This window comes from Rhizobium sp. 007, from assembly GCF_015353075.1.
Taxonomy (GTDB): domain Bacteria; phylum Pseudomonadota; class Alphaproteobacteria; order Rhizobiales; family Rhizobiaceae; genus Rhizobium.
Genome location: NZ_CP064187.1, coordinates 3,579,499 through 3,594,384, shown reverse-complemented (window position 1 = coordinate 3,594,384; position 14,886 = coordinate 3,579,499). Strand labels below are relative to the sequence as shown.

Sequence of the window (14,886 nt, the reverse complement as noted above, 5' to 3'; positions counted from 1 at the left end):
CTCAGGGGCAATCGTCGATGTAGCGGCGACCATAGCGGTCGCGATAGTAGCATTGCCCGGGCTGTTCCGAGACTCTGCCAATGACGGCACCTGTGACGCCGCCGATCGCAGCGCCGACTGCGGCTCCGCGAACATTGCCTGTGGCGACCCCGCCGATGACCGCGCCAGATGCCGCACCGATCCCGGCACCCCGCTCCGTCGGCGTGCAGCTCGCGATCGAGAGGCCGATCAGAGCAAACGCAATTGCTTTCTTCATTTTTTCTCTCCGAGGTTGACTGCCGCTTGGCAGCCGCTGTCCCTTCACGGTGTCTTTTTGACAATTAAAACTATGTCGCAAGAGGATGGCGTCCAGTTTGCAGCTGAAATTTTTGTGATCACGGTTGTTTTCAATCCGATTCAGATGTCATGAGGAGTCATGCAGTCGTCCGTAGAGCAAATTTGGCAGAACTCCCCAAAGTAGCGGTTGATCCCCAAGCGAAAAAGTCAAATGATGTTCCTGTGCCTGGAGGAGGCACGAGGAGAAAATCATGGCGAAGGTGAAACTGACGGTGAACGGCCGGGCGGTGAGCGGCGACTGTGAAGAGCGCACGCTTCTCGTCCATTTCATTCGCGAAAAACTAGGCCTGACGGGAACTCATGTCGGCTGCGATACGACGCAGTGCGGCACCTGCGTCGTTCATATGGACGGCAAGTCGGTCAAGAGCTGCACGATCCTCGCCGTTCAGGCATCGGGCTCGTCGGTCACGACGATTGAAGGCCTGGCCGCAAATGGCGAACTTCATCCGGTTCAGGCCGCCTTCAAGGAGCATCACGGGCTCCAGTGCGGATTCTGCACGCCCGGCATGGTGATGACCGCGGTCGACATGATCAATCGTCACGGCGGGCAACTGGATGAACAGACGGTTCGCCAGGAGCTCGAAGGCAACATCTGTCGCTGCACCGGTTATCACAACATCGTCAAGGCCGTGCTTTCCGCCAATGCGGAGATGCATGGCGGCGCCAAGCAGGCTGCCGAGTAACATCTTTCCGGAATTGTCTGGCTGACTGCCGCACACGATGCTCTTTGGCGGAGGGCCAGGCCAAAACCCCATTGGGAGGACATCATGGGTGTCGAAGGAGTTGGTGCACGCGTCGCACGCAAGGAAGACAAGCGGTTCTTAACCGGCAAGGGCCGCTATACGGACGATATGGTCGTGCCCGGCATGAAATACGGCTATTTCGTTCGCAGTCCGCATGCGCATGCCAAAATCAAGAGCATCGATATTTCCGCTGCGAAAGCCATGCCTGGCGTCATCGACGCGCTGGACGGCAAGCAATTGCTCGCTGACGGCATCGGCAACCTCATCTGCGGCTGGATGATCCATTCGAAGGACGGTTCGGCGATGAAAATGGGCGCGTGGCGCCCGTTGGCGGTGGAGACGGTGCGCTATGTGGGCGATGCTGTTGCGATCGTCATAGCGGACTCGCTCGACGAAGCGCGCGACGCGGCAGAAGCGGTCGTTGTCGACTACGAGGAACTGCCGGCTGTGATCGAGGCGGTCGATGCTCTGGAACCCGGTGCGCCGCAAATCCATCCGGAAGCGGCCAATAATCTGATTTTCGACTGGGAGATCGGCGACGCTGCCGCTGCCGACCAGGCAATTGCGCAAGCAGCACATGTGATCGAGGTCGATATCGTCAATAACCGTCTCTCCCCCAATGCGATGGAGCCGCGCGCCGCGCTCGGCATCTACGATGCGGGCGACGACCATTATACCTGCTACACCACCAGCCAGAATCCGCATCTGGCGCGGCTGGTCATGAGCGCTTTCTACAACGTGGCTCCGGAAAACAAGCTGCGGGTCATCGCGCCGGATGTCGGCGGCGGCTTCGGCTCCAAGATCTACATCTATCCGGAGGAGATCGTCTGTCTCTGGGCATCCAAGAAGACCGGCGTGCCGGTGAAATGGACTGCAGACCGCACGGAGGCCTTTCTCACGGATGCGCACGGCCGCGATCATGTCTCCAAGGTCAGGATGGCCTTCGATGCAGACAATCGCATCACGGCACTGAAGGTCGACACGATCGCCAATCTCGGCGCCTACATGTCGCTGTTTTCGTCCTGCGTGCCGACCTACCTCTACGCGACGCTGCTTTCCGGCCAGTACGATATACCGGCAATCCACGCCAATGTGCGTACGGTCTATACCAACACCGCGCCTGTCGACGCCTATCGCGGCGCGGGGCGGCCGGAGGCGACCTATCTCCTCGAGAGGACCATGGAAACGGCGGCGCGCGAGCTCGGCATCTCGCCTGCTGAACTCAGGCGGAAGAATTTCATCCGCTCGTTCCCCCACCAGACGCCGGTCATTTTGAACTACGACGCAGGCGATTATGAAGCTTCGCTCAATGCGGCGATGCAGGCGGCCGATTGGAACGGCTTTGCCGCGCGCAAGGAGGAGGCTAGTCGGCGTGGCATGAAGCGCGGCATCGGCATGAGTTGCTATATAGAGGCATGCGGGCTTGCTCCGTCGCAGGCGGTCGGCTCCCTCGGCGCCGGTGTTGGCCTTTGGGAGTCCGCCGAGGTGCGGGTCAATGCCGTCGGTACCGTGGAGGTCCTGACCGGGTCGCACAGCCACGGGCAGGGACATGAAACGACGTTCGCACAGCTCGTTGCGGGCCGGCTCGGCGTGCCGATCGATAGCATTTCCATCGTTCACGGCGATACCGACAAGGTGCAGATGGGCATGGGTACCTATGGTTCGCGCTCTGGTGCCGTTGGCATGTCGGCCGTCGCCAAGGCGCTCGACAAGGTCGAGGCCAAGGCGAAAAAGATTGCCGCGCACCTCATGGAGGCGGATGAGAGCGATATTGTGATCGAAAACGGCGAGCTGAAGGTGGCGGGCACGGACAAGACGCTGCCGTGGTTCCAGGTAGCGCTTGCCGCCTACACCGCCCACAATCTGCCTGCCGGGATGGAGCCGGGGCTGAAGGAGACGGCCTTCTATGATCCGTCGAACTTCACGTTCCCGGCAGGCTGCTACATCTGCGAGGTCGAAGTCGATCCCGAAACGGGCACGACGAAGATCGTGCAGTTCGTCGCTGCCGACGACTTCGGCAATATCATCAACCCGATGATTGTCGAAGGCCAGGTCCACGGTGGCCTTGCCCAAGGCATCGGCCAGGCGCTGCTTGAAGGCGTTCACTACGACGAGAGTGGCCAGCTTTTGACCGCGAGCTATATGGATTACGCCATGCCGCGTGCCGACGACCTGCCATCCTTCGATCTGTCGCATCAAAACACCCCGTGTCCGAGCAACCCGCTGGGCGTCAAGGGCTGCGGCGAGGCGGGCGCGATCGGCTCGCCGCCGGCGCTGATGAACGCGATCACGGATGCGATCGGCAACAACATGCTGACGATGCCCGCCACGCCGCAGAAGGTGTGGACGGCTGCGCAAGCAACCCACTGAGGAGGAACGGCCATGTATCAGACGAATTATCACCGCGCCTCGACAGTCGATGAGGCCGTGAGCATGATCACGGGCGCATCGGAGGGCAAATATGTCTCCGGGGGCATGACTTTGATCGCAACGATGAAGCAACGGCTTGCCGCGCCAAGCGATCTGGTGGATCTACGCCACATTGAGTCGATGAAAGGTATCCAGGTCGAAGGCCGCAAGGTGCGGATCGGCGCGGCATTGACACATGCGGAAGTGGCGTCTTCTGCCGCAATCGGCGCAATCTGCCCCGCCTTGTGCGAACTCGCCGGACGGATCGGCGATCCGCATGTGCGGCATATGGGTACCATCGGCGGTTCAATCGCCAATAACGATCCTGCTGCCGATTATCCGGCTGCGATGCTGGCACTGAATGCCCGTATCGTCACGAATAAACGCGAGGTCGCAGCCGACGATTTCTTCACCGGTCTTTTCGAAACGGCGCTTGAGGAGGGTGAACTGATCGCAGCGATCAGCTTCGAGGCGCCGGAGAGGGCCGGCTACGCCAAGTTTCCGAATCCGGCTTCTCGCTATGCCATGACCGGCGTCTTCGTTGCGAAGGGATCCGGCGGCGTGCGCGTCGCCGTCACCGGTGCGGGCTCCAGCGGTGTTTTTCGCCAATCTGCGATGGAGCAGGCGCTGGGCGCCAACTGGTCGCCGGATGCGGTCACGAGCGTCAATGTCGATCCGGCCGCGTTGATGTCGGACCTGCATGCCAGCGCGGAATATCGCGCCAATCTGGTGAAGGTGATGGCGAAGCGCGCCGTTGCCGCAGCGGGCTAACATATCGAGCGGAGCCGGCTTGCCGGCTCCATCAATTGTGCAAGAACGCGCTCCGGATCAGCGAGGTTCGCGCAATTTTTTATCTGGAATCATTCAAAAATATGGGCCATTTGCCGCAGTTGATGCTAAAGCGTCAAGTAAGGGTTGACGCGCGATCGTCCGCTCAGCAAAACCGTCGCGCGATACTGGAGCACATGCATGGATTTCGAAGGATTTTTTAGGAGCGAGCTGGACGGGCTTCACAAGGAAGGTCGCTATCGGGTTTTCGCCGATCTCGAGCGTCATCGCGGCAGCTTTCCACGCGCCACGCGCCACACGGCGGACGGTCAGAAGGACGTCACCGTCTGGTGCTCCAACGACTATCTCGGCATGGGCCAGAACCCGAAGGTGATCGAGGCGATGAAGAACGCCATCGACCACTGTGGCGCGGGTGCGGGAGGCACCCGGAATATCTCTGGCACCAACCACTACCACGTGCTGCTCGAGCGCGAGCTGGCCGACCTGCACGGCAAGGAAGCAGCGCTGATCTTCACCTCCGGCTATGTCTCCAACTGGGCGTCGCTCGGCACGCTCGGCGCCAGGATCCCCGGGTTGATCATCTTCTCCGACGCGCTGAACCATGCCTCGATGATCGAAGGCATCCGCCATGCGAAATGCGGCAAGGTGATCTGGAAGCACAACGACGTCGCCGATCTCGAAGCCAAGCTTGCAGCCGCCGATCCGAAGGCGCCGAAGCTGATCGCCTTCGAATCCGTCTATTCGATGGATGGCGATATCGCGCCGATCAAGGAGATCTGCGATCTCGCCGACAAATATGGCGCGATGACCTATCTCGACGAAGTGCATGCCGTCGGCATGTATGGTCCGCGCGGCGGCGGCATTGCCGAGCGCGAGGGCCTGATGGACCGGCTGACCATCATCGAAGGCACGCTCGGCAAGGCCTTCGGCGTCATGGGCGGCTATATCGCCGCCTCAACGGCGCTGTGCGATTTCATCCGTTCGTTTGCCTCCGGCTTCATCTTCACGACGGCGCTGCCGCCGGCACTTGCTGCCGGTGCGGTGGCCTCGATCCAGCACCTGAAAGTCAGCCAGTTCGAGCGCGCCCGCCATCAGGACCGGGTGCGCAAACTGAGATCACTGCTTGACCAGCGCGGCATCCCGCATATGCCGAACCCGAGCCACATCGTGCCGGTCTTGGTCGGCGATGCGGCGAAGTGCAAATGGATCTCGGATCTGCTGCTCGACAATTTCGGCGTCTATGTCCAGCCGATCAACTATCCGACGGTGCCGAAGAAAACTGAACGGCTGCGCATCACCCCGACGCCGCTGCATTCCGATGCCGACATCGAACAGCTGGTCGCAGCACTCCATTCCCTCTGGTCGCGCTGCGCGCTCGCAAGGCAGGTCGCGTAAAGTCGATTGGCTTCGTGGTCATCGGGAAGAACAACGCGAGGTCGCCGTCCGGCCGTGGGATAGGAACGCCGACCGCAACGGGCCGCTCCGTTTCGCCTTTGCTGACCTTGCTGCCTCCGGCGTTACGGATAGCGGATGACCGCTATCGGCATACGTAATTGACAGCCGTTTCGAATTCGGCCAGCAGCGCTTCCGACATGGTGCCATTGCAGTCGCTGCGCTCGTCGTTGCGATTGTGCACCTGCGGTCGCGCTGGTCGGGAAGAAAGGACCGCCAATCGGCGGCCTGCCGTCAGGCGGCTTTTTCGTTGAGCGCAACCAGTTCGGCAGCAAGCCTGCGGGCTTCAGCGTCGGCCGCAAAAACGTCATCCATCGTGTGCGCGCCGTCCGTGCCGGCCATCCTGTCCATAACGGCTTCGACAATATCGGCCATTTGCAGGAAGCCGATCCGTTCGTCGACGAAGGCATGAAAGGCCACCTCCTCAGCAGCATTCATGATCGCCCCCTGCAAGCCGCCTCGCTCCAATGCCGTGCGCGCAAGTCTGAGAGCGGGGAAACGCATTTCGTCCGGCGCTTCGAAGTCCAGACGAGAGAGCTTTGCGAAATCCAGGCGCTCGACATTCAGCTTCGGCCGGCGCGGATACTCCAACGCATAGCCGATCGCCGTTCGCATATCCGGGCTGCCGAGTTGGGCGATGATGGATCCATCGGTATAACCGACCATGGAATGGACGATAGATTGCGGATGCACGACCACCTCGATCTGGTCCGGGCGGACGCTGAAGAGGTGCTTAGCCTCGATCATCTCCAGTGCCTTGTTGAACATCGAGGCACTGCCGATGGAGATTTTCAAGCCCATCGACCAATTCGGATGGGCGCGTGCGGTTGCCGCAGTCACATTCGCCATCTCGGCGCGCGACCAGGTGCGGAATGGGCCGCCTGATGCCGTCAGGATGATCCGTTCGACGGCGTGCCGCTGATTTTCGTCAAGCGACTGGAAGATGGCGCTATGCTCGCTATCGACGGGGATCAACAGCCCGCCGCCCTTCAGCACCGCTTCGACAAAGAGATCGCCTGCTGAAACAAGGCACTCCTTGTTTGCCAGCGCGATCGCCGCACCCTTGCGCGCTGCCGCCAGTGTCGGCACCAGCCCCGCCGTGCCGACGATGGCGGCCATGACCCAGTCCGCTTCGATGTCGGCGGCTTCCGCCAGTCCTTGAGCACCGGCTGCGACCGCGATACCGCTGCCCGAGAGCTCGGCCTTCAGCGATCTGTATTTGCTGTCGCTTGCGGTGACTGCGAGCCGGGCGCCGGTCGATCTTGCCTGCTGCGCAAGAAGCTCAATATTTTCATTTCCGGTCACCACGGAAATTTCATAGCTCTCACGGCCGCCCAGCTGCTGGATGACATCGAGCGTATTTTGTCCGATCGAGCCCGTTGAACCAAAGATGCTGAGGCGCCGCGGCGCGTTTGTGCCGGTCGTCATGCGGGTTTTTTGCCGAAGATTTCCCATTAGCCTCTGGCTCTACAAGGCTTTGAAATGGGCGGCAAGTGTGCAGTGCAGCACTTTTCTACCGTTGAGTGGTTTACACGATGAGCTTGGGATGTGATCCTTATAACAATTCCTGCGGGATTTTAACTCCGCAGTTGTTCTGCAGTCGCCGACGACTGATGTCGCGCTGCATGGCAAACGGCATCAGATGCCGGGCCAGTTCACAAATTGGGAGGAGTTGAAAGGATGCGTGGAAGCGCATCAGCGGGTTTTTGCGCGGTGCGCGCTGAGTGCGATTGGATTTGATGACGACGTTGAAGAAAATACTATTGTCGGGCGTATGCCTTCTGGGGGCCCTTCCGGCCAAGGCGGACAATCTTTTGATCTGGGCACCAGTGCGGGTTTCCGAAAAGTCCTACAAGGCGACGATGGGGTTTCGCCTTCCTTTCGAATGGGAAACGAGCGCCGGCGCCGACCTGGCGCTCGCGTCGACCGATGGCGAGGCCATCCAGCCCGGCTCCGAACAGGCGACGTTTTGGGGAAAGATCACAAAGGCGAGCGTCACCCCGGCAGGCAAAGCGCAACAGGATGCAAGCCTCCGGATCGATACGTTGCGCGGCAGTGGTTCGCTGATGCTGAGCCGCTCGCGCAGTTTTATTCTCTCTGACTCGCTCGACCTGCAGACAAGCCGGGCTGTCAGCGTCGGCTACGCTGCCGTCGAAACACGTCAGACGTCGGTGACGGCAACCCAGGCGCTGAAACTGATCTATCCGTGGACTGGAACGTCAATTTCGGCAGGAAGCAGCGTGACGGATTTCGGCAAGGATTTTTCGAGTTCAGTCGGCGTCAGCCAGACTGTTCTTCCGAACCTCAATCTCAATGCTTCGGTCACCGATCCGCTTTCATCGGGACGTTCAGCCAGCGTCAATGTCAACTACCGGGTAAGCTGGTAGGCGATCACGAGATCGACGGCTGCAACAAAGCCGGTTGCCTTTGCGTTTCTCCGCAATCCAACAAGGAGGAACGATCATGGTTTTCAAGAAGGCTACATTCCACGGGAAGCAGCCTGGAATCGAAGCGGTGTCGGTCGCTCATGCATCGCTTGAAAGGGCAGTGGCTGGCGCGCTTGCGACAGCTGGCGGCATCGACGCTTCGGACGTCGAAGTAACGGCCGAAGGCGACGACATCGTACTCACCGGCTCGGTTGGTACTGTCGATGAAATCGAACGCGCGACGGCCGTCGCGCGAGACGTTCAGGGCGTAGGTTCTGTTCGGAACCGGATCCTGATTGGTTGAATGCACACGCAGCACCATAAACCAAGACGAAAGATTGGCACTCCGCAGTTGGACTGCTGGAAAGCGGGGCCCACATTGCTTTTAGCTGATTCAGCCGGCAAAGCGCTCGCTAAGGAATACCGAGCCATCGTCTGCGCCGCCAGCGCGGTCGGTCTTTTCTGTGGTGACTGGGCCGGACGACTGATAAGCGATTGCGAGCAACAGGCCACTGATCGCGACGTAAGCAATCGCCAGAATGGTCATCTTTGTACGCATGACGAAACACTCCCTGTTTCGCCTTCAACGCCAGCCCTATTTCAAAGTTCCCCATGACGATATCGGGAGCCATTTGCTCGCTGTCGCTTTTCCGCCACTTGTTGGGAGAAAAGGACGCCGACCCGGGCCGATTTAGGCTGCGCCTTCGAAATGTCCGTTTGCGATGTGAGCAGTGTTGGCTGTCCGCAACATGCAACCAAGGCACGGCGCCATGACATGCAGATAGGTGGAGACAGCTTGGATCATTCTTCGATGACGCACGTTATGTGTTTCAGAGTTTGTTCTTCGCCGGCTGAACCCAATGCCATCACCATAATTTGAGTAAGGAGACCATGATGAAAAAGTCCATTGCGATGATAGTTGCCGCAGCGTCACTGGCTCAAGCCTGCGTGACGGCTGCAAACGCAGCAGACACGATCCGGCGCTACCAAGAGCCAGACGCACGCGGCTACCAGGAGCCGGACGTACGCGGTGGGGTCAAGATTGGCCTTCTGACATGCGATGTCGGTGGAGGCCTCGGCTACGTGCTGGGTTCAGCGAAGGAGGCCGACTGCGTTTTTTCTTCGAGTGTTGGTCAGGAGATTTCCGATCACTATACCGGTGATATCAGGAAACTCGGTGTGGATCTCGGCTTCACGACGCGCAGCCGCCTCATTTGGGCCGTCTTCGCGCCGACTGCCGGCTATCATCGCGGGTCGCTCGGTGGCCTTTATGTCGGCGCCGTGGCTGAAGCCACGCTTGGCGCCGGTGTCGGTGCGAATGTCTTGGTCGGTGGTACCGCGGGGTCGATCCATCTCCAGCCTCTCAGCGTAACAGGCCAGCTCGGTCTCAATATTGCAGCGGCCGGCGCGTCGATGACGCTCACCCCGGCCTGACAAGTTGCGCGCCCCTTTCGTCATGTCGGAAGGGGCGCCAAGCTCGGATGAGGAGTTTGATGTTTGGTTCGGCAAATATAGCAAAAGCGTCCGCTGGAGCATGTAAGGCTCGCGGTCCCGCGCTGTTTATGCCGGCTCGTGGGAAAATCAAAATCGTAAGCGCAACTGGCCAAGCGTGGAATCTTTCGATTTTCCGCGCGCGGGAATCAGCAGCAGCGGCATTAGAAGCCCTTTGCGGCTTCATGTCACGTCCTCAAATGTGCTGATATCGCACTGGCGCCTTACGAATTAGGATATAGTATAGTTAGTTTGATTGGAGCCAAAACGACCGGTGGATGCACATTTTTGTGCATTGCTATAGACGGCCGACAGGTGTCCAATCAATTCACGAAACATATTGATTCTCAACGAAATGTTGTTTCCATTGCGGTGGTACGGCTATTTCGGGAGCCTGTGGCATAAACCTTGAATGGAGGGCCCATGCTGAATGAATCCGTGTTCGATGCGTTTACGCGTAACTATGAAACGCGACGCGAAACTGAGATGTCCATCACAGAATACTTGTCGCTCTGCAAGCAGGAGCCGCTTGCCTATGCCAACGCGACGGAGCGTCTCCTTGCGGCGATAGGCGAACCGGAGGTATTGGACACCGCCAAGGATCTGCGCCTCGGCCGGGTCTTCATGAACAGGACGATCCGGACCTACCCGGCCTTCGCTGGCTTTTACGGCATGGAGGAGACGATCGAGCGTATCGTTTCCTTCTTCACACATGCCGCCCAGGGGCTCGAGGAGCGTAAGCAGATTCTTTATCTGCTCGGTCCGGTCGGCGGCGGCAAGTCGTCGCTAGCTGAACGATTAAAGCAGTTGATGGAAGTCCATCCGATCTTTGTGCTAAAGGCGGGCGAGGAGGTCAGTCCGGTCTTTGAAAGTCCGCTCAGCCTCTTTGATCCAGCCACAATGGGGTCGCTGCTCCTTGAGGAATACGGCATTCCGACGCGGCGGCTGACCGGGCTAATGAGCCCTTGGTGCCTGAAGCGGCTTGACGAGTTCGGTGGCGATATTTCCCAATTCCGCGTCGTCAGAATGCAGCCTTCGCGGTTGCGCCAGATCGCGATCGCCAAGACCGAGCCGGGCGACGAGAACAATCAGGATATTTCTTCGCTGGCGGGCAAGGTCGATATCCGCAAGCTTGAGACCTATTCCCAGAACGATCCGGACGCCTACAGCTATTCCGGCGCGCTCAACCGCGCCAACCAGGGCCTGCTGGAATTCGTCGAGATGTTCAAGGCGCCGATCAAGATGCTGCATCCGCTGCTGACAGCGACGCAGGAGGGAAATTACATTGGTACCGAAAATATCGGCGCCATTCCTTTTTCGGGCATTGTTCTTGCGCATTCCAACGAGGCCGAATGGCAGAGTTTCAAGGCGAACAAGAACAATGAAGCTTTCATCGACCGCATCTGCGTCATCAAGGTGCCGTATTGCCTCCGGGTCACCGAGGAGCAGAAGATCTACGAGAAACTGATCGAAGGGTCGGAACTCGCGGATGCTCCTTGTGCACCGGGGACGCTTAAAATGCTGGCGCGCTTTTCGGTGCTTTCGCGCTTGCGAAAGCATGAAAACTCGACATATTTTTCCAAGATGCGCACCTATGACGGCGAAAGCCTCAAGGAGACCGATCCGCGCGCCCGTAGTGTCCAGGAATATCGGGATGCGGGCGGCGTTGACGAGGGAATGGACGGAATATCGACACGTTTCGCCTTCAAAGTGCTCGCTTCGACCTTTAATCATCACACGAGCGAAGTGGGGGCCGATCCGGTTCATCTGATGTACGTTCTGGAACAGGCGATCCGCCGCGAGCAGTTTCCTGACGAGACCGAGAAACGCTACATGGAGTTCATCAAGGCCGAACTCGCGCCGCGCTATGCGGAGTTCATCGGCAACGAGATTCAGAAAGCCTATCTGGAATCCTATGCCGATTACGGACAGAATCTTTTCGATCGCTACGTGGACTATGCCGATGCCTGGATCGAGGATGTGGACTTCAAGGATCCGGATACCGGCCAGCTTCTCGACCGGGAACTGCTCAATCAGGAGCTGACGAAGATTGAAAAGCCGGCGGGTATCGCCAACCCGAAGGACTTCCGCAACGAAATCGTCAAGTTCTGCTTGAGGTCGCGGGCAAACAACAGCGGGAAAAACCCGTCCTGGACGAGCTATGAAAAGATCAGGGAGGTGATCGAGAAACGCATGTTCTCGCAAGTCGAGGACCTGCTGCCAGTTATTTCGTTCGGCACGAAGAAGGACGGCGAAGCCGAAAAGAAACACAGTGAATTCGTTTCGCGCATGACCACGCGCGGCTACACCGAAAGACAGGTTCGGCGCCTAGTGGAATGGTACATGCGCGTTAAGCAGGCAAGTTAACGCTCACGCGGGAGCTATCATGCACATTGTCGACCGCCGGCTGAATCCGCGCGGTAAAAGCTTGGAAAATCGTCAACGGTTTCTTCGGCGCGCGAAAAGCGCCGTGCAGCAGGCGGTGAAACGTTCTCTGCAAAGCCGTAATATTCGGGACGTGCTCGACGGTGGCGAAATCACCCTGCCGATTGACGGCCTGACAGAGCCGGGTTTCCGCCGGGGCGAGGGCGGCATCAGCGATCAAATTCTGCCGGGAAACAGAGCCTTCGTTGAGGGGGACATCATCCCGCGGCCGCCTGGCAGGAGCGGTGGCAGGCCGAAGGAGGCAGGTGAAGGCGACGGCGAGGATGGTTTCCGCTTCGTGCTGACGCGCGAGGAGTTCCTCGACGTCTTTCTTGATGATCTCGAACTGCCCGATCTCGCCAAGCGGCGGCTGACGGAAACCGAGGAAGAAAGCCCTGTGCGGGCCGGTTATTCGGTATCCGGTTCACCGTCCAACATTGCTGTCGGCCGCACGACGCGGATGGCGATGATGCGACGGATCGCGCTTCGCCGCCCGCGCATCCAGGAGATGGAGGCACTTCGGCGCGAGATCGGGGAATGCGAAGACGACGAGAAGCGCCTGGCTCTTGAGGCTAAACTCAAAGCGTTGACGGAAAAAAGCCGGCGCATTCCTTATATCGATCCGCTCGATGTGCGTTATCGCCGCTTCGAAAGCGAGCCGAAACCAGTGGCGAAGGCCGTCATGTTCTGCCTGATGGACGTCTCCGGCTCTATGTCGGAGCATATGAAGGATCTTGCGAAGCGGTTCTACCTGCTGCTCTACCTTTTCCTGTCGCAGCGCTACAAGAAGGTCGAGATCGTCTTCATCCGCCATACGGACAAAGCCGAAGAAGTCGACGAGGAAACCTTCTTCTATGGTCCGGCGACGGGCGGGACGCTGGTATCAAGCGCACTTGCGGCGATGCGCACGATTGTCGCGGCGCGTTTCGATCCGGCAGAGTGGAACATCTATGCCGCCCAGGCTTCCGATGGTGACAACTCCTATTCGGACGGCACCATGACAGGGCAACTGCTGCGTCATGAGATTTTGCCGCTTTGCCAGTATTTCGCCTATATCGAGGTCGGCGAGGAAGACAGCGATTCCTCCGTGTCCCGTTCACCGCTCTGGACGCTTTACGAAGGGATCCGTGCCGAACAGGTGCCCCTGTCCATGCGCAAGGTGTGCCGGCGCAACGAAATATTCCCGGTCTTCCACGATCTCTTCCAGAAACGCGATGCACAGTCGAAGGTTGCGCCATGACGACCACGTCGATGTCAAAGGAGCGGTTGCTGTTTAACGGCGCCGACTGGGATTTTCCAACGCTCCAGCGCGTTCACGACGCCTGCGAGGAGATCGCGCTCGGCGAACTCGGCCTGGATGTCTACCCAAATCAGATCGAGGTCATCACTTCGGAACAGATGCTGGATGCCTACTCATCGACCGGCATGCCGCTCTTCTATCGCCATTGGTCCTTCGGCAAGCATTTCGCCCATCACGAGGCTTTCTACCGTCGCGGCATGCGCGACCTTGCCTATGAAATCGTCATCAACAGTTCGCCCTGCATCTCCTATCTGATGGAGGAAAACTCGGCGACGATGCAGACCTTGGTCATCGCGCACGCCGCTTTCGGACATAATCACTTCTTCAAGAACAACTATCTCTTCCAGCTCTGGACGGATGCCGATGGCATCCTCGACTACCTCAATTTCGCCAAGAGCTACATCGCCCGCTGCGAGGAGCGCTACGGCGAAGTCGAGGTCGAGCGTACGCTCGATGCCGCGCACGCGCTGATGTCGCATGGCGTGCATCGGCACGCCGGCAAGACGAAGGTCGACCTTCGTGACGAGGAGCGGCGGGAGCAGGAGCGCCGCGTCCACGAAGAGCAGGTGTTCAACGATCTTTGGCGCACTGTTCCCGCCGGCAAGAAGCGCACGGCAGCCGATGTCGGCCTGGAGAAGCGGCGCCTCGCCCTTGGCCTTCCTCAGGACAACATCCTCTACTTCCTCGAAAAATCAGCGCCATTGCTGCAGCCATGGCAGCGTGAGATTTTGCGCATCGTCCGCCATGTCGCGCAGTATTTTCACCCGCAGCGCCAGACCAAGGTGATGAACGAGGGAACGGCCACCTACGTCCACTACCGGATCATGAACAGGCTTCATGAGCGCGGGCAGATCAGCGACGGAAACTTCCTCGAATTCCTGAAATCACATGCCAATGTCGTGTTCCAGCCCAACTACGACGATCGTCGTTTCTCGGGCTTCAATCCCTATGCGCTGGGTTTTGCAATGATGCAGGATATCGAGCGGATCGTGACGGCACCGACGGAAGAGGACAGGGCGTGGTTCCCGGACATTGCCGGAAAAGGCGATGCAATGTCCGTGCTGCGTGACATCTGGGCCGATTATCGGGACGAGAGTTTCATCAATCAGTTCCTGAGCCCCAACCTGATCCGCCAGTTGCGCCTTTTCCATCTTTACGACGACCCTGAGCAGGAAGAAGGAATTCTGGTTTCGGCAATCCACGACGAACGCGGCTATCGGCGCATCCGCCGTCAGCTTTCCCGCGAATACGACATCGGCTGGATCGACCCGGGAATAGACATCGTCGATGTAGATCTTGCCGGTGACCGCCGCCTTCTCTTGCGCCACAATGTCACGAACGATTGGTTTCTTCAGGAGGCCGATACGAAGCTCGTCCTGCAGCATCTCGCCAATCTTTGGGGCTATGAGGTCTTGCTTCAGGAAATCGATAGTTCAAATGAAGTGGTGAAGGAACACACCGCCAGCCCTCGCAAGCCCCTTCAGTGAGGCACTATCCGCATTGAGGGCTTCCTCGG

Annotated in this window: 13 protein-coding genes; 10 read left to right on the top strand and 3 right to left on the bottom strand. The window is 59.0% G+C overall.

Annotated elements, in window-relative coordinates:
• Window position 1: 1 nt before the first annotated feature.
• A complete protein-coding gene (locus tag ISN39_RS17620; protein ID WP_074069878.1) occupies window positions 2–256 on the bottom strand; it encodes a YMGG-like glycine zipper-containing protein in 255 nt (84 codons plus the stop codon).
• A gap of 271 nt (window positions 257–527) precedes the next feature.
• Between ISN39_RS17620 and ISN39_RS17615 the strand changes: the two genes are divergently transcribed.
• From ISN39_RS17615 to hemA, 4 genes are all read left to right on the top strand, one after another.
• Window positions 528–1,019, top strand: a complete 492-nt coding sequence (locus tag ISN39_RS17615) for a (2Fe-2S)-binding protein (RefSeq protein WP_074069877.1) — start codon at window positions 528–530, stop codon at window positions 1,017–1,019.
• Window positions 1,020–1,103: 84 nt separating this feature from the next.
• On the top strand, window positions 1,104–3,449 hold the full coding sequence (locus tag ISN39_RS17610) for a xanthine dehydrogenase family protein molybdopterin-binding subunit (protein ID WP_194728352.1): 2,346 nt from the start codon (window positions 1,104–1,106) through the stop codon (window positions 3,447–3,449).
• Between the two features lie 12 nt (window positions 3,450–3,461).
• Window positions 3,462–4,259, top strand: coding sequence for a xanthine dehydrogenase family protein subunit M (locus tag ISN39_RS17605; protein WP_194728351.1), 798 nt, complete (start codon window positions 3,462–3,464; stop codon window positions 4,257–4,259).
• A gap of 198 nt (window positions 4,260–4,457) precedes the next feature.
• Window positions 4,458–5,672, top strand: a complete 1,215-nt coding sequence (hemA, locus tag ISN39_RS17600) for a 5-aminolevulinate synthase (RefSeq protein ID WP_074069874.1) — start codon at window positions 4,458–4,460, stop codon at window positions 5,670–5,672.
• Window positions 5,673–5,963: 291 nt separating this feature from the next.
• Here the strand turns inward: hemA and dxr are convergent, their stop codons facing one another.
• Window positions 5,964–7,157, bottom strand: coding sequence for a 1-deoxy-D-xylulose-5-phosphate reductoisomerase (dxr, locus tag ISN39_RS17595; protein ID WP_194728350.1), 1,194 nt, complete (start codon window positions 7,155–7,157; stop codon window positions 5,964–5,966).
• A gap of 311 nt (window positions 7,158–7,468) precedes the next feature.
• On the opposite strand from dxr, the gene ISN39_RS17590 reads away from it, so the two are divergent.
• Window positions 7,469–8,116 carry a hypothetical protein gene (locus tag ISN39_RS17590; RefSeq protein WP_074069872.1) on the top strand — a complete coding sequence of 216 codons (648 nt, stop codon included), beginning with the start codon at window positions 7,469–7,471 and terminating at the stop codon, window positions 8,114–8,116.
• 76 nt (window positions 8,117–8,192) lie between these two features.
• A complete protein-coding gene (locus ISN39_RS17585; protein WP_074069871.1) occupies window positions 8,193–8,459 on the top strand; it encodes a BON domain-containing protein in 267 nt (88 codons plus the stop codon).
• Between the two features lie 90 nt (window positions 8,460–8,549).
• On the opposite strand, the gene ISN39_RS17580 is transcribed toward ISN39_RS17585, so the two are convergent.
• Entirely contained in the window at window positions 8,550–8,714 is a 165-nt protein-coding gene (locus ISN39_RS17580) for a hypothetical protein (RefSeq protein ID WP_194728349.1), read from the bottom strand.
• A 335-nt stretch (window positions 8,715–9,049) separates the two neighbouring features.
• Here ISN39_RS17580 and ISN39_RS17575 point away from each other — a divergent pair, with 335 nt between their 5' ends.
• From ISN39_RS17575 to ISN39_RS17560, 4 genes are all read left to right on the top strand, one after another.
• The gene (locus ISN39_RS17575; RefSeq protein WP_194730247.1) at window positions 9,050–9,589 is read left to right on the top strand and encodes a DUF992 domain-containing protein; all 540 of its coding nucleotides are present in this window, start codon (window positions 9,050–9,052) and stop codon (window positions 9,587–9,589) included.
• A 480-nt stretch (window positions 9,590–10,069) separates the two neighbouring features.
• Window positions 10,070–12,013, top strand: a complete 1,944-nt coding sequence (locus ISN39_RS17570) for a PrkA family serine protein kinase (protein ID WP_074069869.1) — start codon at window positions 10,070–10,072, stop codon at window positions 12,011–12,013.
• Window positions 12,014–12,032: 19 nt separating this feature from the next.
• Complete coding sequence (locus tag ISN39_RS17565) at window positions 12,033–13,310, top strand: YeaH/YhbH family protein (protein WP_039846312.1); 1,278 nt, start codon at window positions 12,033–12,035, stop codon at window positions 13,308–13,310.
• Window positions 13,307–14,857 (top strand): SpoVR family protein, encoded by a 1,551-nt coding sequence (locus tag ISN39_RS17560; protein WP_194728348.1) that lies wholly within the window; start codon window positions 13,307–13,309, stop codon window positions 14,855–14,857. Before ISN39_RS17565 ends, ISN39_RS17560 begins: the two co-directional genes overlap by 4 nt.
• Window positions 14,858–14,886: the final 29 nt, after the last annotated feature.

Coding starts and splice junctions, on each gene's coding strand:
- ISN39_RS17575 (WP_194730247.1), top strand. CDS start 9,050: ATGAAAAAGTCCATTGCGATGATAGTTGCCGCAGCGTCACTGGCTCAA.
- ISN39_RS17585 (WP_074069871.1), top strand. CDS start 8,193: ATGGTTTTCAAGAAGGCTACATTCCACGGGAAGCAGCCTGGAATCGAA.
- ISN39_RS17590 (WP_074069872.1), top strand. CDS start 7,469: ATGACGACGTTGAAGAAAATACTATTGTCGGGCGTATGCCTTCTGGGG.
- hemA (WP_074069874.1), top strand. CDS start 4,458: ATGGATTTCGAAGGATTTTTTAGGAGCGAGCTGGACGGGCTTCACAAG.
- ISN39_RS17560 (WP_194728348.1), top strand. CDS start 13,307: ATGACGACCACGTCGATGTCAAAGGAGCGGTTGCTGTTTAACGGCGCC.
- ISN39_RS17610 (WP_194728352.1), top strand. CDS start 1,104: ATGGGTGTCGAAGGAGTTGGTGCACGCGTCGCACGCAAGGAAGACAAG.
- ISN39_RS17605 (WP_194728351.1), top strand. CDS start 3,462: ATGTATCAGACGAATTATCACCGCGCCTCGACAGTCGATGAGGCCGTG.
- ISN39_RS17570 (WP_074069869.1), top strand. CDS start 10,070: ATGCTGAATGAATCCGTGTTCGATGCGTTTACGCGTAACTATGAAACG.
- ISN39_RS17580 (WP_194728349.1), bottom strand. CDS start 8,714: ATGCGTACAAAGATGACCATTCTGGCGATTGCTTACGTCGCGATCAGT.
- dxr (WP_194728350.1), bottom strand. CDS start 7,157: ATGACGACCGGCACAAACGCGCCGCGGCGCCTCAGCATCTTTGGTTCA.
- ISN39_RS17620 (WP_074069878.1), bottom strand. CDS start 256: ATGAAGAAAGCAATTGCGTTTGCTCTGATCGGCCTCTCGATCGCGAGC.
- ISN39_RS17565 (WP_039846312.1), top strand. CDS start 12,033: ATGCACATTGTCGACCGCCGGCTGAATCCGCGCGGTAAAAGCTTGGAA.
- ISN39_RS17615 (WP_074069877.1), top strand. CDS start 528: ATGGCGAAGGTGAAACTGACGGTGAACGGCCGGGCGGTGAGCGGCGAC.